This is a genomic window from Streptomyces sp. NPDC001020, from assembly GCF_053599115.1.
In genome coordinates this window covers 348,259-368,329 of the sequence record NZ_JBSFLQ010000001.1, presented here as the reverse complement: position 1 = coordinate 368,329, position 20,071 = coordinate 348,259, and the positions used below count along the sequence as shown (strand labels likewise).

Here is a 20,071-nt window from a genome sequence, read left to right as displayed (position 1 = left end):
GGACTCCCCCTTACATCCGGAAGACGCCGAACTGGGGGTCACCCAGGGGCGCATTGGCGCACGCGGTCAGGGCCAGGCCCAGCACCTGCCGGGTCTCCAGCGGGTCGATCACACCGTCGTCCCAGAGGCGGGCCGTCGCGTAGTAGGCGTTCCCCTGGCGCTCGTACTGCGCGCGGATCGGGGCCTTGAACGCCTCTTCCTCCTCCACGGGCCAGGACTCCCCGCGGGCCTCCGACTGGTCGCGCTTGACGGTCGCGAGGACCGAAGCGGCCTGCTCGCCGCCCATCACCGAGATCTTGGCGTTCGGCCACATCCACAGGAAGCGCGGCGAATACGCACGGCCGCACATCGAGTAGTTGCCCGCGCCGAACGAGCCGCCGATCACCACCGTGAGCTTCGGCACGCGGGTGCAGGCCACGGCGGTCACCATCTTGGCGCCGTGCTTGGCGATGCCGCCCGCCTCGTAGTCGCGCCCCACCATGAACCCGGAGATGTTCTGCAGGAACACCAGGGGGATGCCGCGCTGGTCGCACAGCTCGATGAAGTGGGCGCCCTTCTGGGCCGACTCGGAGAACAGAATGCCGTTGTTGGCGACGATCCCGACGGGGTGGCCGTGGATACGGGCGAAGCCGGTGACGAGTGTCTGCCCGAACTCCGCCTTGAACTCGGCGAAGCGCGAACCGTCCACGACGCGCGCGATGACCTCGCGTACGTCGTAGGGGGTGCGGGAGTCGACCGGCACCGCGCCGTACAGCCCGGACGGGTCCGCCTTCGGCTCGATGGACGGGACGACCTCCCAGGGCAGCGGCCTGCGGGCGGGGAGCGTCGAGACGATGGTCCGTACGATCCGCAGGGCGTGCGCGTCGTCCTCCGCGAGATGGTCCGTCACGCCCGACACGCGGGAGTGGACCTCGCCGCCGCCCAGGTCCTCGGCACTGACCACCTCGCCGGTGGCCGCCTTCACCAACGGCGGGCCGCCCAGGAAGATCGTGCCCTGGTTGCGCACGATCACCGCCTCGTCGCTCATCGCCGGGACATACGCCCCGCCCGCCGTGCAGGAGCCGAGGACGGCGGCGATCTGCGGGATGCCGGCGCCGGACATCCGCGCCTGGTTGTAGAAGATCCGCCCGAAGTGCTCGCGGTCGGGGAAGACCTCGTCCTGCAGGGGCAGGAAGGCGCCCCCGGAGTCGACGAGGTAGACACAGGGGAGGCGGTTCTCCAGGGCCACCTCCTGCGCCCTCAGGTGCTTCTTCACCGTCATCGGGTAGTACGTGCCGCCCTTGACCGTGGCGTCGTTGGCGACGATCACGCACTCGCGGCCACTGATCCGCCCGATCCCGGCGATCACTCCGGCGGCCGGGGCCTGTCCGTCGTACATCCCGTCGGCGGCGAGGGGCGCCAGCTCCAGGAAGGGCGACCCCGCGTCCAGCAGGGTGTCCACGCGGTCGCGCGGCAGCAGCTTGCCGCGCGCGGTGTGACGTGCACGGGCCTTCTCACCGCCGCCCAGCCGAGCCGTGGCGAGCTTGCCGCGCAGCTCCTCGACGAGGGCGCGGTGCGCCTCCTCGTTGGCTTGCCAGGCCTCCGACGCGGGCTCTGCCGCGCTCGTCAGCTCCGGTGCCTCCTGCATCCTGCGATCCCCTCACCTTGTTAATGAGCGTTAACGCATTTTCCTTCAGGTTAACGACCGCTAACCTCCCTGTCTAGAATCGATTCCATGGCCACCAGAACCGACGGCCCCACCCGTCGCGAGCAGATCCTCAAGGAGGCCGCGCGGCTGTTCGCCGAGCGCGGCTTCCACGGCGTCGGGGTCGACGAGATAGGAGCCGCGGTCGGCATCAGCGGACCCGGTCTGTACCGGCACTTCGCGGGCAAGGACGCGATGCTCGCCGAGCTGCTCGTGGGGATCAGCGGGCAGCTGCTGACCGGGGCCAGGCGGCGGGTCGCCGAGGCCGACGGGTCCCTCGCGGGACGGGACCCCGGGGAGGTCCTCGACTCGCTGATCGAGGGGCACATCGACTTCGCGCTCGACGACCGTCCCCTGATCACCCTGCACGACCGGGAGCTCGACCGCCTCCGGGACAGCGACCGCAAGCTGGTGCGGCAGTTGCAGCGGCAGTACGTCGAACTGTGGGTGGGGATCGTCCGCGAGGTGTACCCGGAGCTGGCCGAGCCGACCGCGCGCTCGGCGGTGCACTCGGTGTTCGGCCTGCTGAACTCGACCCCGCACCTGGGCCGCCCGGGCTCCCCCCTGCCGGGCCGGGAGGCGACGGCGACGCTCCTGCACCGGATGGCCAGGGGGGCCTTCGCCGCGGCCGGTAAGGCCTGAGTCGAGCGGGCGGGCTGCTCCGGGAGCGTGACGAGCGTTACGGGCCGGGAGCTCTGGACGATCGTCCTTACCCGCCGGTACGGTGCAGTCTGAGCAAGCGCTTAGACAGACCGAGGTGGAGGTGGCGGCGGTGCGCCGTACGGTGTTCAACGAGGATCACGAGGCGTTCCGGGAGACCCTGCGCGCCTTCATCGAGGCCGAGGTCGTACCGGTGTACGACGAGTGGTTCGCCGCCGGCCAGGCCCCGCGCGAGTTCTACTACCAGCTCGCCGAGCTGGGCCTCTTCGGCATCAACGTCCCCGAGGAGTTCGACGGCGCCGGCCTGGACACCCACAAGTTCGAGGCCATCGTCTACGAGGAGACCGCCCGCGCCGGTGTCACCTTCGGCGGCTCCAACGTGCACACGCTGCTCGGCCTGCCGTACATCAAGCTGCTCGGCACCGACGAGCAGAAGAAGCGCTACCTGCCGAAGTTCGTCTCCGGCGAGGAGATGTGGGGCATCGCGATGACCGAGCCGGGCACCGGCTCCGACCTCGCGGGCATGAAGACCACCGCCAAGCTCTCCGAGGACGGCACGTACTACGTCCTCAACGGCGCCAAGACCTTCATCACCGGCGGCGTGCACGCCGACCGCATGATCGTCTGCGCCCGCACCGCCGCGCCCACCACCGAGGACCGCCGCCACGGCATCTCCCTCTTCGTGGTCGACACCAAGGCCGAGGGCTACTCCATCGGCCGCAAGCTCGACAAGCTCGGTCTGCGCGTCTCGGACACCGCCGAGCTGGCGTTCGTCGACGTCAAGGTGCCGGTCGAGGACCTGCTCGGCGAGGAGAACAAGGGCTTCTCCTACCTCGGCCACAACCTCGCCTCCGAGCGCTGGGGCATCGCCTTCGGCGCCTACGCGCAGGCCAAGGCCGCCGTCCGGTTCGCCAAGGAGTACGTCCAGGAGCGCACCGTCTTCGGCAAGCCCGTCGCGTCCTTCCAGAACACCAAGTTCGAGCTGGCCGCCTGCCAGGCCGAGGTGGACGCCGCCGAGGCCGTCGTCGACCGCGCCACCGAGGCCCTCGACGCCGGTGAGCTGACCGCCGCCGAGGCCGCCTCCGCCAAGCTGTTCTGCACCGAGGTCGCGCACCGCGTCATCGACCGCTGCCTCCAGCTCCACGGCGGCTACGGCTTCATGAACGAGTACCCGATCGCCCGCCTGTACGCCGACAACCGCGTCAACCGCATCTACGGCGGCACCAGCGAGATCATGAAGTCGATCATCGCCAAGGACATGGGGCTGTAAGCCCCGCGACCGGACGGTCTCGTCAACCGACGCCATGAGTAAGGCACTTCAGTCCCTGCTCGATCTGCTCGACCTGGAGCGGATCGAGCAGGACATCTTCCGCGGCCAGTCCAGGCCCTCCGTCGTCCCCCGCGTCTTCGGTGGACAGGTGGCGGCCCAGGCACTGGTCGCCGCCGGGCGGACGGTCCCCGAGGACCGGCACGCCCACTCCCTCCACGCCTATTTCCTGCGTCCCGGTGACCCGGGCGCCCCGATCGTCTACACGGTCGACCGCATCCGGGACGGCCGCTCCTTCACCACCCGCCGGGTGGTCGCGGTCCAGCACGGGCAGCCGATCTTCCATCTCTCGGCGTCCTTCCAGACGTACGAGGAGGGCCTGGACCACCAGGCCCCGATGCCGCCCGCGCCGGACCCGGAGACGCTGCCCGCGGGCGAGGAACTGCTGCCGCGCTACGCGGACGTCTTCGACGGTCCCCATGTCCTGGAGCGACTCCTCGAGGCCCGCGCGGCCGTCGACCTGCGGTACGTGGACGAGCCGCCGTTCGCCACCGCCGGAACGGTCCGCGAGCCGCGCTCCCAGGTGTGGTTCCGGACGAACGGCAAGCTCGACGAGTACGCGGACGACCCGCTGCTGCACGTCGTCCTCGCCACGTACGTCTCCGACATGACGCTCCTCGACTCGATCCTGCTCGCGCACGGGCGCGGCGGCTGGGCCGTCGGCGACGTCGTCGGGGCGTCGCTGGACCACGCGATGTGGTTCCACCGCCCGTTCCGGGCCGACGAGTGGCTCCTGTACGACCAGGAGTCCCCGTCGGCGTACGGCGGACGCGGGCTCGGGCAGGCCCGTATCCACACCCGGGACGGCCGGCTCGCGATATCGGTGATCCAGGAGGGTGTGGTCCGCGTCCCGCGGTGACGGCCCTCCGCCGGCCTCAGTCGGCGGCCGTCAGGCCGGCCTGGCCCAGCAGATACGCCGTCATCGGGTCGTAGTAGCGAGGGCTTGCGACGTGGTCGTCGAGGGGGACCGTCACCTGGACGGTGCCCTCCGCCTCGGCGAGGAAGAGCGCCGGGTCGTTGCAGTCGGCGTACCCGACGGAGTCGACGCCGAGCTGGCCCGCGCAGCCCGCCCAGCCGTGGTCGGCGACGACGAGGTCGGGCAGCGGGCGGCCCTCGGCCTGAAGGCCCTTCAGGATCGCGCGCATCGGCTCGGGGGAGTGGGTGTGCCAGAGAGTGGCGCCGTGCTCCAGGACGGCGACATCGGCGAACTGCATCACATACCCCTCGTCGGTCCCCAGCCCGTCCGGGATGACGACGATCTCGCAGCCGGCGGCGCGCAGAGCCGCGGCGGTGGCACGGTGGACGTCGAGGAGCCCGCCGGGGTGGCCGGTGGCGAACAGGACGCGCTGTTCCCCGTCGGCGGCCTTGCGCAGCCGGGCCGCGAGGCGTTCCACGGCGTCGACCGTCAGTTCCGGGTCGATGGTGTCCTGGCCGTAGCGGTGCTCGGGGTCGTCGTTGACGCCGCAGCGCTCCGCCATGACCGCGAGGACGTCCTGCTCGTCGCTCCAGCGGTCGCCGAGTTCCAGGCCGAGCCAGTAGTTGCGGTCGCCGTTCGCGAGCGCCCGGTAGTGGGAGAGGTTGTTCTCGCGGGGGGTGGCGACATGGCCCGCGATACGGGTCCGTACGAGGTGGTCGACGAGCTCGGCGCGGCTGGGCATCCCGGGTATCGGCATGGCACCCATTCTGCCGTCGCGGTCCGTCCGGTGTCCCGGGCCGTGGCGGCGCATCACCCGGTGGCGGGAGCGCCGGACCGCCGGCTCTGCCCGCTGTTTGAGGGGAAACGTACACTTCAGCGGCGCTTCCAGCCAGGTACTTCGGCTGGGTCGCCGACCAGGCGGGCCGGTAAGGGGCCCGTAACACCGGAATGAAAACGTATGACTTGGAGGAGCCCGACGATGAGCAGCACCGAGAACTCCGCAGCAGGCGGCAATGGGCCGCGTGGCCCTGTCGACTCGTCACGCGTTCCGCGGTACGCGGGTCCCGCGACCTTCGCCCGGCTGCCCCGCCTCGACGAGGTCGGCACCGCCGACGTCACGGTGGTCGGCGTGCCGTTCGACTCGGGAGTCTCCTACCGTCCCGGCGCCCGCTTCGGCGGCAACGCGATCCGCGAGGCCTCCCGCCTGCTGCGCCCCTACAACCCGGCCCAGGACGCCTCCCCGTTCGCGCTCGCGCAGGTCGCGGACGGCGGCGACATCGCCGTGAACCCGTTCAACATCAACGAGGCCGTGGAGACCATCGAGGCCGCCGCCGACGACCTGCTCGGCACGGGCGCCCGCCTGATGACGCTCGGTGGCGACCACACCATCGCGCTGCCGCTGCTGCGCTCGGTGGCGAAGAAGCACGGCCCGGTCGCGCTGCTCCACTTCGACGCCCATCTCGACACCTGGGACACGTACTTCGGCGCCGAGTACACCCACGGCACCCCCTTCCGCCGTGCCGTCGAGGAGGGCATCCTCGACACCTCCGCGCTCTCCCACGTCGGCACCCGTGGCCCGCTGTACGGCAAGCGGGACCTCACCGACGACGAGAAGATGGGCTTCGGCATCGTCACGTCCGCCGACGTCTACCGGCGCGGCGCGGACGAGATCGCCGACCAACTGCGCCAGCGCATAGGCGATCGCCCGCTGTACATCTCCATCGACATCGACTGTCTGGACCCGGCGCACGCCCCCGGCACCGGCACGCCCGAGGCCGGCGGCATGACCTCGCGCGAACTCCTGGAGATCCTGCGCGGCCTCGCGTCCTGCAACCTGGTCTCCGCGGACGTCGTCGAGGTGGCGCCCGCCTACGACCACGCGGAGATCACGTCCGTGGCCGCGTCCCACACGGCGTACGAGCTGACGACCATCATGTCCCGTCAGATCGCGGCGGCTCGTGGGGAGAAGGAGGGCCAGTGACCGCTGCGTGGGCCGGACCACGCCGCTGGATGGTCGGGTGCCTCACCTGACGGACGGCCCGTCCTCCTCCGGGAGGACGGGCCGCCGTGCGGGCGGCGGAAGCGGGCCGCGCGTGCCGGCGCGTTTCCGGGTGTGGGAACCGAAACAGCGTCAGAAGACGTCTTCGAGCCAGGCCGCCAGGAAGCCGGCCGCCCTGGTCGTTGCCGGTCTCGTGCTCCACTCGTTCCTCTCGGCGTGTGTGCCGTACAACTTTCGGTCATCCCCGCGAGTCAAAAGAGCACGGGCGCGCCCGGGGGCGCGTCTTTTGCAGAAGCAAGGGGATGGGGAACCTCCATGACCAACCGGATGACCGGCATGTCCCGGACATCTCGACGTGCCCGTGTGCTCGCGGCCGGGCTCGGCGCCGGGATGCTCATACCGCTCGTGGCCGCCGCCACGCCCGCCGCTGCCGCCACGGCGCCGACCGTGAGCTGCACATCGGGCAAGGCGGGTCTGGCCGCCAAACTGAAGAAGGACATCACCGCGGCCCTCGCCACCCGCAAGGGGACCGTCGCGGTCGGCCTCTACGACCGCTCCACCAACACCACCTGCTCGCTGCGCAGCACCAGCGCCTTCGACTCGGCCAGCGTGGTCAAGGTCACCGTGCTCGCCACCCTGCTGTGGGACGCCAAGAAGCACAACCGTTATCTGACGAGCCGCGAGGTCAGCCTCACCACGGCGATGATCACCAAGTCGGACAACAATGCGACCAGCACGCTGTGGAAGCAGTTGGGTCTGACGAAGATCAAGGGCTTTCTCACCGCCGCCGGGATGACCCAGACCAAGCCGGGCGCGGGCGGCTACTGGGGGCTGACCCAGATCACCGTGCAGGACGAGCAGAAGCTGCTCAAGCTCATCACGGCCAAGAACTCCGTACTGAGCGACAACTCCCGCGACTACATCCAGAAGCTGATGGGGAAGGTCATCTCCTCGCAGCGCTGGGGAACCCCGGCCGGTGCGCCCTCCGGCGTCTCCGTGCACGTCAAGAACGGCTGGCTGCCGCGTTCCACGCACGGCTGGCGCGTGCACAGCGTCGGCACGTTCAAGGGCGCAGGGCACGACTACATGATCACCGTGCTCACCCATGGCAACAGCACCATGAACTACGGCGTCACCACCATCCAGAACGTGGCCAAGGCCATCCACAAGGACCTGGTGCCGAAGACCGCCACCATGACCGCGTACGTGCCCACGAGCACGCCGCAGGAAGTGGTCCCGGAGGTCCCCGAGAACACACCACAGGAGACCCTCCCGGCGGTCCCCGAGAACTGACCCGGCCCGGCCGGGCTCCCCGTGATCCACGGGGAGCCCGGCCGCGGTCCGTCCGCCGTGCCCCGCCCCGGGTCGTCGCCGAGGGATGAAATCCGCTCCCGCCCGTGTTGGTGAGTGACGGGAAGATCGGCACGGCAGGAAGGGACCGGCGTGGCAGCGCACGAGGGGGAGAAACGCGGCTGGGCGTACCGGCTCGCGGGATACGCCTGGCGGTACCGGAAGGACGTCGTCCTCGCGCTCGGGTCCTCCCTCGGCGGCATGGCCGTCATGGCCTTCGTCCCGCTGATCACCAAGGTGATCATCGACGATGTCATCGGGAACCACAGCCGTTCCATGGCGCCCTGGGCGGGCGCCCTGGTCGGCGCGGCGGTCGTCGTCTACGTCCTCACCTACATCCGGCGCTACTACGGCGGCCGGCTCGCCCTCGACGTCCAGCACGACCTGCGCACGGAGATGTACGGGACGATCACCCGGCTCGACGGGCGGCGCCAGGACGAGCTGTCCACCGGGCAGGTCATCGGCCGGGCCACCAGCGACCTCCAGCTCATCCAGGGCCTGCTCTTCATGCTCCCGATGACCATCGGGAACGTTCTGCTGTTCCTGGTCTCGCTGGTGGTCATGGCGTGGCTGTCGCTGCCGCTGACGCTGGTCGCGCTGGCCGTCGCGCCCGCCCTGTGGTTCATCGCCCGACGCAGCCGCTCCAAGCTGCACCCGGCCACCTGGTACGCACAGGCCCAGGCCGCCGCCGTGGCGGGCGTGGTGGACGGTGCCGTCAGCGGCGTCCGCGTGGTCAAGGGCTTCGGGCAGGAGGAGCAGGAGACCGGGAAGCTCCGCGAGGTCGGGCGGCGGCTCTTCGCCGGACGGCTGCGCACCATCCGGATGAACGCCCGCTTCACCCCCGCCCTCCAGGCCGTGCCCGCCCTCGGTCAGGTCGCCATGCTCGCGCTCGGCGGCTGGCTCGCGGTGCGCGGGCACATCACGCTCGGCACGTTCGTCGCCTTCTCCTCCTACCTCGCCCAGCTCGTCGGCCCGGTGCGCATGCTCGCCGTGGTCCTCACCGTCGGCCAGCAGGCCCGCGCGGGCGCCGAGCGTGTACTGGAGCTGATCGACACCGAGCCGTCGCTGCAGAGCGGCACCAAAGACCTGCCCGCCGACGCTCCCGCGACCGTCGAGTTCGACGACGTCTCCTTCGGGTACGAGAGCACCTCGAAGAAGAGGACCCCGGTCCTCGACGGGCTCTCCTTCGAGATCCGCCCCGGCGAGACCCTGGCCGTCGTGGGCTCCTCCGGCTCCGGCAAGTCGACCGTCTCGCTCCTGCTGCCCCGCTTCTACGACGTCACGCACGGCGCCGTCCTCGTCGGCGGCCACGACGTGCGCGAGCTGACCCTCCCGTCGCTGCGCGCCGCGATCGGACTGGTCCCCGAGGACTCCTTCCTCTTCTCCGAAACGGTCCGCGACAACATCGCCTACGGCCGCCCCGACGCGAGTGACGAGCAGATCGAACGCGCCGCCCGCGCCGCGCAGGCCGACCGTTTCATCGCGGAACTGCCCGACGGGTACGCCACCAAGGTCGGCGAGCACGGCCTCACCCTTTCCGGCGGCCAGCGTCAGCGCATCGCGCTGGCCCGCGCGATCCTCACCGACCCCCGGCTGCTGGTCCTCGACGACGCCACCTCGGCGGTGGACGCCCAGGTCGAGCACGAGATCCACGAGGCGCTGAAGCACGTCATGGAGGGGCGCACCACCCTGTTGATCGCCCACCGGCGCTCGACGCTCAACCTCGCCGACCGCATCGCCGTCCTCGACGCCGGCCGCCTCGCCGACATCGGCACCCACGAGGAACTCCAGGAACGCTCCGTCCTGTACCGGCGGCTGCTCACCGACCCGGACGAACTCGGCGGCGTCTCCCCGGGCCACGCCCTGCCTGCCGCGTCACAGGAGGACACCACCGTCCGGGAGGAGCTGGACGCCGAGTTCGACGCAGAGCGCGGGGTCACCCCGCACCTGTGGACCGGCGACCGCGAGCCCAAGGACCACGCGCTGACCGGGACCCCGGCGACCCCCGAGCTGCTCGCCCAGGTCGAGAAGCTGCCCCCCGCCACCGACACCCCCGGCATCGACGAGGCGCGCGCGGTCCGGCCGGAGGATTCGTACGGCCTCACCCGGCTGCTGCGCGGTTTCGGCCTGCCTCTGCTCGCCAGTCTCGCCCTCGTCGCCGTCGACGCGGGCATGAGCCTGCTGCTGCCCATCCTGATCCGGCACGGCATCGACCAGGGCGTCTCCCGGATGGCCCTCGGCGCGGTCTGGGCCGCGTCCCTGCTCGCGCTGCTCGTCGTCCTCGTCCAGTGGACGGCACAGGTCGGCGAGACGCGTATGACGGGACGGACCGGCGAACGCGTCCTCTACTCCCTCCGGCTGAAGATCTTCGCGCAGCTCCAGCGGCTCGGGCTCGACTACTACGAGCGGGAGCTGACCGGCCGGATCATGACCCGGATGACGACCGACGTCGACGCGCTGTCGACGTTCCTGCAGACCGGCCTCGTCACCGCCTTCGTCTCCGCCGTCACCTTCTTCGGCATCATGGCCGCGCTGCTGGTGATCGACCTACAGCTCGCGCTCGTCGTGTTCGCCACGCTGCCGCCGCTGATCGTGGCGACCGTCTTCTTCCGCAAGGCGAGCGTGAAGGCGTACGAACTCGCCCGGGAGCGGGTGTCGGCGGTCAACGCGGACCTCCAGGAGTCGGTGTCCGGGCTGCGGATCCTGCAGGCCTTCCGGCGCGAGCAGGACGGCGGGCGCAGGTTCGCGGCGGGCAGCGACAGCTACCGCCGGGCACGCATCCGCGGCCAGTGGCTGATCTCCGTGTACTTCCCCTTCGTCCAGTTGCTGTCCTCGGTGGCCGCGGCGGCCGTCCTGGTCGTGGGCGCGCACCGGGTGGAGGCGGGAACGCTGACGACCGGTGCGCTGGTCGCCTATCTGCTGTACATCGACCTGTTCTTCGCGCCGGTGCAGCAGCTTTCGCAGGTCTTCGACGGATACCAGCAGGCCACGGTGTCGCTGGGCCGCATCCAGGAACTGCTCCGGGAGCCGACCAGCACGAAGGCGGCCGACGAGCCGCTCGAGGTGCCGTCGCTGCGCGGGGAGATCACCTTCGAGGACGTCGGCTTCGCGTACGGCGACGACGAGGAGGCACTCAGCGGAGTCGACCTGAGGATCCCCGCCGGGCAGACCGTCGCCTTCGTCGGCGAGACGGGGGCGGGCAAGTCGACGCTGGTGAAGCTGGTCGCCCGGTTCTACGACCCGACACGCGGCCGGGTGCTGGTCGACGGCACCGATGTGCGGTCCCTCGACCTGACCTCGTACCGGCACCGGCTCGGTGTCGTCCCGCAGGAGGCGTACCTGTTCGCGGGAACCGTCCGGGACGCCATCGCCTACGGGCGCGCGGACGCAACCGACGCCGAGGTGGAGGCCGCGGCGCGGGCGGTCGGCGCGCACGAGATGATCGCCGGTCTTGAGGGCGGTTATCTGCACGAGGTCGCCGAACGCGGACGCAACCTGTCCGCCGGGCAGCGACAGCTCATCGCCCTGGCCCGCGCGGAACTGGTCGACCCCGACATCCTGTTGCTCGACGAGGCGACCGCCGCGCTCGACCTGGCCACCGAGGCGCAGGTCAACCAGGCGACGGACCGCCTCGCCGGCCGCCGCACGACGCTGGTCGTCGCCCACCGCCTGACCACGGCCGCCCGCGCGGACCGGGTCGTGGTAATGGATCACGGCCGGGTCGCCGAGGACGGCACGCACGAGGAACTGCTGGCACGGGGCGGCAGGTACGCACGGCTGTGGCGGACCTTCGTGGGCGCGCCGGAGCCGGAGGAACCCGTCGGCTCGTCGGTGTGATGCCGCAGATCCTCCGCGTCGCCCTGGTGTTCCGGCGGTCCGATGCAACCGCCGGCGTACGCCACGCGTCGTACATCAGTACGCCGGGGGTCGGGGAGGGACAAGAGTGGACAGCCGTGGGATATGTCGGCGCCTGGCAACGGGCCTGGCCGTGCTGACGGTGTCCGGGCTGCTCGCGGTGGCGAGCCCCGGGCACGCCGAGGCGGCGACCGGCTACTGCCCCGGACGGAAGGTCCGCACACTCCCGTTCTCGACCGGCTCCGTGTTGGTCTACAAGCGCGACAGCTACGTGTGCGCGGTGACCGTCGCGAAGAAGACTTCCTCCCCCAGGCCGATGTCGGTCAGTGTGCAGGGGCGCGGCAGCCGCCCCGTGGTGGACAAGGGACGGTACAAGCGTCACGCCGGGCCGGTGACCGTACACGCCGGGCATCGCTGCGTACGGGTCCGTGGATCGGTGGGGTCGGGGTCGGTCGACTCGGGCTGGATCATGTGCTGACGGGCCGCCGGAAGATCCAGGGACCTTCTTCGCGTATGGACATGATTCCCCGATCACCCCTGGTGCGACGGTAGTTGCTCCGCTAGGTTCCGGCGGACATCCGCGTTCTCAGGGGAGGCTGCATGCGCAAGGCGCTCAGATGGCTGCTGGCGCTCGTGGTGCTCATAGGCACCGTCAGCACGGCAGGGGCGGCCACCGCCGCCCAGCAGGAGCCGAGCGACATCAAGGACCGGCTGCTCGCGATCCCGGGCATGAGCCTGATCCAGGAGAAGCCCTACGCCGGCTATCGCTTCTTCGTCCTGAACTACACCCAGCCGATCGACCACCGGCATCCGTCCCAGGGCACGTTCCAGCAGCGGATCACCATGCTGCACAAGGACGTCTCGCGCCCCACGGTCTTCTACACCGGTGGCTACAGCGTCTCCACGAACCCGGGCCGCCGTGAGCCGACCCAGATCGTGGACGGCAACCAGATCTCCATGGAGTACCGCTACTTCACGCCCTCCCGTCCGGCCCCGGCAGACTGGTCGAAGCTCGACATCTGGCAGGCCGCGAGTGACCAGCACCGTATCTACGAGGCGCTCAAGCCGGTCTACGATCGGAAGTGGATCGCGACGGGCGGCTCCAAGGGCGGGATGACGGCCACGTACTACAAGCGGTTCTACCCGAACGACATGGACGGCGTGGTCGCCTACGTCGCCCCGAACGACGTCGTCAACAAGGAGGACTCCGCCTACGACCGCTTCTTCGAGACGGTCGGCACCAAGGAGTGCCGCGACCGGCTGAACGCGGTGCAGCGCGAGGCGCTGGTACGCCGGGAGCCGCTGGAGAAGAAGTACCAGGCGTACGCGGCCGAGAACGGCTACACCTTCGACACCGTCGGCAGCCTGGACCGGGCGTACGAGGCGGTCGTCCTGGACTACGTCTGGGGCTTTTGGCAGTACAGCCTGCTGAAGGACTGCGACACGATCCCGGCGGACGCGAAGAACGCCACGGACGACGCCATCTGGGACTCCATCGACACGATCTCCGGCTTCTCCGCCTACGCCGACCAGGGTCTGGAGCCGTACACGCCGTACTACTACCAGGCCGGCACGCAACTGGGCGCGCCGACGATCCAGTTCCCGCACATCGAGAAGAAGTACCTCCGCTACGGCTACCAGCCGCCGCGGAACTACGTGCCGCGCTCCATCCCGATGACGTTCCAGCCGCAGGTGATGCGGGACGTCGACACCTGGGTCAGGCAGCACGCGAGCCAGATGCTGTTCGTGTACGGGCAGAACGACCCGTGGGGCGCGGAACGCTTCCGGCCCGGCGCCGGCGCCCGTGACTCCTACGTCTTCACCGCCCCGGGGATGAACCACGGTGCGAACGTCGCGGGCCTGGTGGCCGAGGAGAAGGCCCTGGCCACGGCCCGCATCCTGGACTGGGCCGGCGTGGCGTCCCCGACGGTCACGTCCGACCCGTCGGCGGCGAAGCCGCTCGCGGCGTACGACGCGAAGCTGGACCGCCGGGACATGGAACGCGAGCCCGCGCTGCGGCCGTGACCTGAACTGTGCCCGGTCGGTGCTCACTTCGGCCGGGCACAGCCCATCGCCCGCTAGTACGACAGCCCGTACCCGAGGGGATACAGCACCTGTTCGGGGTCGTCCGCCCGCTGCACGGGCACCGGCAGCCTTCCGTGCGGTTTCACCTGCCCGGCGATCACCCGTGCCGCGGCGCGCAGTTCGACGTCCGTCCAGGAGTAGGTCGCCAAGCAGCTCGCGACGTCCGGGAGTTGAGCCACGTCGTAAGGGTTCCGGATGGCGACCGCGATCACCGGTTTCCCGGTGGCGACCAGCCGGTTCACCAGGGTCCGCTGGGAGCTGGTCGCGCTCACGTTGTACGTGCCCACGACGACCGCGTCCGCGTTCCCCGCGGCCGTCACCGCGTTCGCGATCGTCGCCGCCGACGGTGCCGTACCGGTGGACAGCGCGGTCGCCGTGAAGCCCAGAGAGGTGAGGGCGTTCGCCAGTACGGTCGTGGGCGGTCCGTCGGTGCCGGACGGCGACGCCGGGTCCGCCCCGACGACCAGCAGCCTGGGATGCGTACGGCGTGACAGCGGCAGCAGGCCCTGCTTGTTGACCAGCAGTGTGGTCGAATCGTCCGCGATGCGGTCCGCGGCGCGCAGATGCTCGGGGACGCCGACGTTCCGGTCGACGCCCTCGGTGGTGACGTAGGGGCGGTCCAGCAGTCCCAGCTTCGACTTCAGCCTGAGGACGCGCAGGACCGACTCGTCGAGCCGGGCCTCGGTCAGCTCACCGCCCCGCACGGCCTGCAGTACCGCGTTCCACGCGATGTCCAGGGACGGCGGGTTGAGCAACTGGTCGACGCCGGCCTTGAGGGCGAGCACGGGCACCCGGTCGTCACCGTACTTCTCGCGTACGCCCTGCATGCCCAGCGAGTCCGTCACCACGACCCCGTCGTAGCCCAGTTCCTCACGCAGGATGCCGGTGAGGATCGGGTGCGACAGCGTCGCCGGGTCGCCGGAGTCGTCGAGCGCGGGGACCATGATGTGCGCGGTCATGATCGAGTCGATGCCGGCGCGGATCGCCGCCCGGAAGGGCGCCGCGTCGAGCTTGTCCCACACCTCGCGGCTGTGCGTGATGACCGGGAAGCCGAAGTGGCTGTCGACGGCCGTGTCGCCGTGGCCCGGGAAGTGCTTGGCGGTCGCCGCGACGCCCGAGTTCTGGTAGCCGGAGACCTCCGCCGCCACCAGGCCGGCCACCGCGCCCGGGTCGGCGCCGAAGGACCGTACGCCGATCACCGGGTTGGCCGGGTTGACGTTCACATCGGCGTCGGTGCCGTAGTCCTGGAGGATGCCGAGGGCGCGCAGTTCGGCACCGGAGATCCGGCCGACCGTCCGGGCGTTGGCGCGGGAACCCGACGCGCCGATCGCCATCGCGCCCGGGAAGAGGGTGGCGGGCTTGCCCACGCGCGCCACTATTCCGTGCTCCTGGTCCGTGGCGATGAGCACGGGCAGCCCGCGGGGCCGGCCGAGGGAGGCTCGCTGGATGCCGTTCGACAGGTCCGCGATCTGGTGCGGGTTGCGGGTGTTGTGCGCCCAGGCGAAGTAGATGATGCCGCCGACGTGGTACTTGGCGATCAGCTCGGCGGCCGTCCGTACGCCGATCTCCTTGAGGTTGGCGTCGATGTCGGCCTGGTCGGGATCGGTGGCCGAATGGCCGTAGACCCGCATCACGAAGAGCTGGCCGACCTTCTCTTCGAGCGTCATGCGGGAGATGAGGGCCGTGAGCCGCTTGTCGTCGTTCCCGGCGGCCAGGGCGGTGTCGGGGGTGAGAGCGAGGGCGGCGGCCACGCCCGCCGTGGCGGCGAGGACCGTACGTCTGGATGGGGGTCTGGTGCTTCCCGTGCCGGAGTCGTGCACATGCGCTCCTTCCGGAGGAGATCGCTGAAGGAAACTTCCGAGGGGCCACCAATATCCGGAAAGTTTCTGCCAGTCAAGGCACTGCGCAGTAACCGGTCGGGGTCTGCTGGGGTGCCGGGGACCGCCATCGGCGCTGTTGGAGGGGGGCGCGCCGATGGCGGTGTGCTGCCGGCCGCGTGCGGCGGAGAGGGTGGTCAGCGATCGCAGCCAGCAGCGAGGCCGACACCGCAGCGCGAAGACTCATCCGGCAGCTCGGCGATGGGACGGACGGGCACCCCGCCGGGTTCCCCGGAACCGGCCCACCGCCGGAAGTCGGGAAACGTGAGGTCAACGGGGTTCGTGCGCCGCCGCCTCGGGCCAGAACTCCTGCAGGGTGCGTACGGTCTCCGCGATGGCCGGCCGGCGGGCCGCGCCCGTGCGCCACAGTGCGTACAGCCGGCGTACGGGCATCGGGTCGAGCGGGACCTCGACGACTTTCTCGGGCAGCGGACCCCGGCCGAGGCGGGGGATGAGGGCGACGCCGAGCCCGGCGGCGACGAGCGCGACCAGGGTCGGATTCTCCTCGGCCTGGTGGACGAGGTCCGGCGTGTGGCCTGCGGCCCGCAGGGTCCGTACGAGCCACTCGTGGCAGACCCGGCCCGGCGGCTGGCACACCCACCGCTCGCCACCCAGCTCCTCGCGCCGCACGGAGGAGCGGCCCGCGAAGGGATGTCCCACGGGGACCAGCAGGTCGCACAGGTCCTCGCCGATGATCGCCTGCTCGATCCCCGGCGGGGCGGGCAGCGGGGCGATGTCCCAGTCGTGCACGACGGCGAGGTCGACCATGCCCTTGGCGACGAGGTCGACGGACAGATGCGGGTCGACCTCGGAGAGCCGGGCGTCAAGGGCGGGGTGACGGGCGGCGAGGGCAGCGAGGACGGGAGGCAGCAGCCCGCGCGCGGCCGAGGCGAACGAGGCCACGGTCAGCCGGCCGGCGGGCAGCCCGCGCCGCTCCTCCAACTCGGTCTCGGCACGCTCCACGAGTGCCAGCAACTCCTGTGCCGTAGAGGCGAGTTGATGAGCCTCCGGGGTGAGCCGCACGCCGCGTCCCTCCCGCTCGAGCAGCACGGTCCTGGTCTCCCGCTCCAGTTTGGCGATCTGCTGGGAGACGGCGGACGGGGTGTACCCGAGCGCGGTGGCGGCCGCGCCTACCGTGCCGTGGACGGATACGGCGTGCAGGGCGCGCAGCCGCTGGAGATCGAGCATACGGAGCTCCTGTGATTAGCGATGCTTCATCCAACCATGCAGCAATCATCGCTGGTGCTTCACGGTCAGGGGGCGTGATCCTCGACGCATGCGACCCGCACACCTCACTCTCGCCGTCCTCGTCGCCGCCGTCTGGGGCGTGAACTTCACCGTCATCGAGCTCGGCCTCGGCCACTTCCCGCCACTGCTGTTCTCGGCCCTGCGTTTCCTGGCCGCGGCCATCCCCGCCGTCTTCTTCGTCGGCCGCCCCAAGGTGGCCTGGAAGTGGATCGTGAGCGTGGGGCTCGTGCTGGGCGTCGCCAAGTTCGGGTTGCTGTTCATCGGCATGGACGAGGGCATGCCCGCCGGACTGTCCTCCCTGGTGCTGCAGATCCAGGCCGTCTTCACGGCCCTCATCGCTTTCGCGGTCCTCGGCGAGCGGCCCACCCGCCTGCGCGTGCTGGGCATGGCGGTGGCCCTCGGCGGTGTGGCGCTCGCGGCCGTCGACGAGGGCACGGCCGGCCCGCTCGGCGCGTTCGCCCTGGTGATCGCGGCGGCGGCCTGCTGGGGCCTGTCCAACGTCCTCACCCGCAAGGCGTCCCCGCCGGACTCCCTGAACTTCATGGTGTGGGTGAGCACGGTGCCGGTCCTGCCCCTGCTCGGCCTCTCCCTCCTGCGGGAGGGCCCCTCCCGTGACCTGGCCGCACTGCGCGGTCTCGACTGGCAGGGCGCGGGCATCATCCTCTACGTCGCCTGGATCACCACGGTCTTCGGCTTCGGCGCCTGGGGCTGGCTGCTGCGCCGCCACCCCGCGTCCACGGTCGCCCCCTTCTCGCTCCTCGTCCCGGTCTTCGGCATGTCGTCCGCGGCACTGTTCCTCGGCGAGTCGGTGAGCCCGCTGCGCTGGGGCGCGGCGGCGCTGCTGGTGGGCGGGGTGGCGCTGACGTCGTTGGCACCGGCGAAGGCGAAGGCCCGGACGGTCACGGGAGGCCCTGCGGCCGTGGCCGGGGGGCAACCCGACAACGCGCCGCACGGCGACCTTCGGGAGAAGGCCGTGCCGTAACCGGGCGGGCCGGGATCGCTCCTGGTCGCCGGGGGACGAGAACCGCCTCTGGGACACCGCGGTCTAGTCGATCACGGCGGAGGAGTGGCCGGAGTGCCGTGCTCGACTGGAGGACAGGGTGAGGAAGTCGGTTCTGATGCTGGGTGGTTGAAGCGTCGTTCGCCGTCACACCCGTTCCGCTTGTTCCGCGGGGCGGACGGAAACAGGGCTCGTCGCGGGGGCGGAACGGCGGACGAGGTCGGGCAGGACGGTGGGCAAGCCGGCCAAGGCCATGACCGCGCCGAGCCACAGCGGGCCGCGTAGGCCCCAGGTGTCGATCACCACGGCGCCGACGGATGAGCCGAGGACGACCCCGAGCGTGATGAACGAGGCGTGGACGGTGTTGACCAACGGACCGGCGTTGCCGGCCCGTTGGACCCTGGTCGCCATCGCCGGGTTCATGGTGACACCGACCAGGCCGATGCCCATCATGCAGACCACGGCCGGGGCGGGCAGGTCGGCGACGAGGGCGAAGCCGGTGAGGAAGGCCAGGTTGAGGACGAGGCCGACGGCGAGTACGGGGACGGTGTAGCGGTCGGCGAAGCGGCCCACGACGGTGTTGCCGACGACGGTCGCGGCACCGTAGGCGATGAGCAGGAAGGGGACAGTGCCGGTGGAGAAGCCGGTGACCTCAGTGAGGATGGGATTGAAGTAACTGAAGGCGGAGAAGGTGGCACCGATGATCAGGGTGCTGGTGGACAGCGCCAGCCACAGCCTGGGCCTCTTGAAGACGCCGACCTCCTTGCGGAAGCTGCCGCCGCCTTCGGCGCGCTCGATGCGGGGTACGCCGAACAGGGTCGCCAGCGCGGCGATCACCGTGATCAGGGTGATGGTCCAGAAAGCCGCGCGCCAGCCGAAGCGCTCGCCGACGAGCGTGGAGAGCGGCAGACCGAGCAGGGTGCCGAGCATCAGGCCGTTCAGCGCGACGGCGATCGCCCGGCCACGGACCTCGGGTCGGGTGATCTGGGCACACAGCGAGATGCCCACGCCGAAGAAGGCCTGGGAGGCGACACCGGTGACAATTCGCGCTGCCAGCATCAGGCCGTAGCCCGTCGCGGTGGCGGCCAGCACATTGCCGGCCAGGAAAATGACGAACAGTATCAACAGGGCCGTGCGTGGTGGGAACTTCATCAGCGCCACGGTCAGGAACGGCCCGCCTGTCGACATGGCCACCGCGAACGCGGTGATGAGGTATCCGATCTGCGGGACGGTCACGTCCAGGCCGTCAGCCATCTGCGGCATCAGCCCGGCGACCACGAACTCACTGGTCACCATGGCGAAGATGCCGAGCGCCAGGATGTATACGGCACGAGGCACGGTTCGACTCCTTGAGTTATGGATCGGTCAGTTCAAAACGTGGGCATGCGTGAACGCCGTACGGGGTGGCGTACGGGTCAGTGGGTCAGGGCGTCCAGGGTGACCTCGGCGATCGATTCCAGGGTGGCCCGGTCCGCGCCACCCTGGCTCGAGATGCGCATACCGCCGATGGCCGCGTTGACGAAGCGGGCCAGTGCCCCGGAGTCCCGGGTGGAGGTGATGCTGCCGTCCCGGCGGCCCTCCTCGATCACCGCACGCAGGGACGCCAGTCGGCGAGCGGTGTCACGCTCCAGTATCCGCGCTGTCCGCGCGTCCCGGCCGGCCAGTTCGACCGTGGTGTTCACCGTCAGACAGCCCAGGCTGCGGCCCCCTGCCCGGTGCTCCGTCTCGCCTTCCACGATCACGGCGAGCAGGGCGCGGATGCGGTCCGCGCCGCTGAGTCGCGCATCCTCCAGGATGGCCAGTTGGGTGAGCGTCGTGGTGTCGATGTAGTGGGCCAGTGCGCGCGTGAACAAGTCGTGCTTGCTCTTGAACGTGTTGTAGATGCTGCTGCGTCCCAGCCCTGTCGCCTCGCACAGGTCCTGGGTGGACGTGGCCTCGTAGCCCTTCTCCCAGAACGTGCGCATGGCCGCGCTCAGGGCCCGTTCTTCGTCGAACATCCTTGGTCGGGCCATGATGTGAGCCTAGCCGTTTTGGATCGAACGTTGCAATACGATCCAGTGACGGCTCGAG

Annotated in this window: 15 protein-coding genes; 9 read left to right on the top strand and 6 right to left on the bottom strand. The window is 70.4% G+C overall.

Translation table 11 applies throughout. The features are described 5' to 3' along the window. Positions 1-10: 10 nt before the first annotated feature. Complete coding sequence (locus tag ACWDEX_RS01615; protein WP_450461091.1) at positions 11-1,627, bottom strand: carboxyl transferase domain-containing protein; 1,617 nt, start codon at positions 1,625-1,627, stop codon at positions 11-13. A gap of 87 nt (positions 1,628-1,714) precedes the next feature. Here ACWDEX_RS01615 and ACWDEX_RS01610 point away from each other — a divergent pair, with 87 nt between their 5' ends. The 3 genes from ACWDEX_RS01610 to ACWDEX_RS01600 all read left to right on the top strand — a co-directional run bounded on the left by ACWDEX_RS01610 (position 1,715) and on the right by ACWDEX_RS01600 (position 4,530). Continuing rightward, positions 1,715-2,326, top strand: coding sequence for an SACE_7040 family transcriptional regulator (locus ACWDEX_RS01610; RefSeq protein ID WP_450461090.1), 612 nt, complete (start codon positions 1,715-1,717; stop codon positions 2,324-2,326). A gap of 130 nt (positions 2,327-2,456) precedes the next feature. After that, complete coding sequence (locus ACWDEX_RS01605; protein WP_450461089.1) at positions 2,457-3,614, top strand: acyl-CoA dehydrogenase family protein; 1,158 nt, start codon at positions 2,457-2,459, stop codon at positions 3,612-3,614. Between the two features lie 34 nt (positions 3,615-3,648). After that, the gene (locus ACWDEX_RS01600; RefSeq protein ID WP_450461088.1) at positions 3,649-4,530 is read left to right on the top strand and encodes an acyl-CoA thioesterase; all 882 of its coding nucleotides are present in this window, start codon (positions 3,649-3,651) and stop codon (positions 4,528-4,530) included. A 16-nt stretch (positions 4,531-4,546) separates the two neighbouring features. On the opposite strand, the gene ACWDEX_RS01595 is transcribed toward ACWDEX_RS01600, so the two are convergent. Then, positions 4,547-5,344, bottom strand: a complete 798-nt coding sequence (locus tag ACWDEX_RS01595) for a phosphatase (protein ID WP_450461087.1) — start codon at positions 5,342-5,344, stop codon at positions 4,547-4,549. Between the two features lie 222 nt (positions 5,345-5,566). Here ACWDEX_RS01595 and speB point away from each other — a divergent pair, with 222 nt between their 5' ends. The 5 genes from speB to ACWDEX_RS01570 all read left to right on the top strand — a co-directional run bounded on the left by speB (position 5,567) and on the right by ACWDEX_RS01570 (position 13,816). After that, positions 5,567-6,568: an agmatinase gene (speB, locus tag ACWDEX_RS01590; protein ID WP_450461086.1), complete on the top strand. Its 1,002-nt coding sequence runs from the start codon at positions 5,567-5,569 to the stop codon at positions 6,566-6,568. Between the two features lie 354 nt (positions 6,569-6,922). Further along, positions 6,923-7,879, top strand: coding sequence for a serine hydrolase (locus ACWDEX_RS01585; protein ID WP_450461115.1), 957 nt, complete (start codon positions 6,923-6,925; stop codon positions 7,877-7,879). Positions 7,880-8,029: 150 nt separating this feature from the next. Beyond that, a complete protein-coding gene (locus ACWDEX_RS01580) occupies positions 8,030-11,773 on the top strand; it encodes an ABC transporter ATP-binding protein (RefSeq protein WP_450461085.1) in 3,744 nt (1,247 codons plus the stop codon). Between the two features lie 106 nt (positions 11,774-11,879). Further along, positions 11,880-12,269: a hypothetical protein gene (locus ACWDEX_RS01575; protein ID WP_450461084.1), complete on the top strand. Its 390-nt coding sequence runs from the start codon at positions 11,880-11,882 to the stop codon at positions 12,267-12,269. 122 nt (positions 12,270-12,391) lie between these two features. Next, on the top strand, positions 12,392-13,816 hold the full coding sequence (locus ACWDEX_RS01570; protein ID WP_450461083.1) for a S28 family serine protease: 1,425 nt from the start codon (positions 12,392-12,394) through the stop codon (positions 13,814-13,816). A gap of 53 nt (positions 13,817-13,869) precedes the next feature. Here the strand turns inward: ACWDEX_RS01570 and ACWDEX_RS01565 are convergent, their stop codons facing one another. Both ACWDEX_RS01565 and ACWDEX_RS01560 read right to left on the bottom strand, forming a co-directional pair. After that, positions 13,870-15,696 (bottom strand): glycoside hydrolase family 3 protein, encoded by a 1,827-nt coding sequence (locus ACWDEX_RS01565; RefSeq protein WP_450461082.1) that lies wholly within the window; start codon positions 15,694-15,696, stop codon positions 13,870-13,872. 327 nt (positions 15,697-16,023) lie between these two features. Next, the gene (locus ACWDEX_RS01560; protein ID WP_450461081.1) at positions 16,024-16,941 is read right to left on the bottom strand and encodes a LysR family transcriptional regulator; all 918 of its coding nucleotides are present in this window, start codon (positions 16,939-16,941) and stop codon (positions 16,024-16,026) included. An 88-nt stretch (positions 16,942-17,029) separates the two neighbouring features. Here ACWDEX_RS01560 and ACWDEX_RS01555 point away from each other — a divergent pair, with 88 nt between their 5' ends. Then, positions 17,030-17,983 (top strand): EamA family transporter, encoded by a 954-nt coding sequence (locus tag ACWDEX_RS01555; protein ID WP_450461080.1) that lies wholly within the window; start codon positions 17,030-17,032, stop codon positions 17,981-17,983. Positions 17,984-18,148: 165 nt separating this feature from the next. Here the strand turns inward: ACWDEX_RS01555 and ACWDEX_RS01550 are convergent, their stop codons facing one another. Continuing rightward, entirely contained in the window at positions 18,149-19,339 is a 1,191-nt protein-coding gene (locus ACWDEX_RS01550) for an MFS transporter (RefSeq protein WP_450461079.1), read from the bottom strand. A 77-nt stretch (positions 19,340-19,416) separates the two neighbouring features. After that, positions 19,417-20,013, bottom strand: coding sequence for a TetR/AcrR family transcriptional regulator (locus ACWDEX_RS01545; protein WP_450461078.1), 597 nt, complete (start codon positions 20,011-20,013; stop codon positions 19,417-19,419). Positions 20,014-20,071 lie beyond the last annotated feature (58 nt).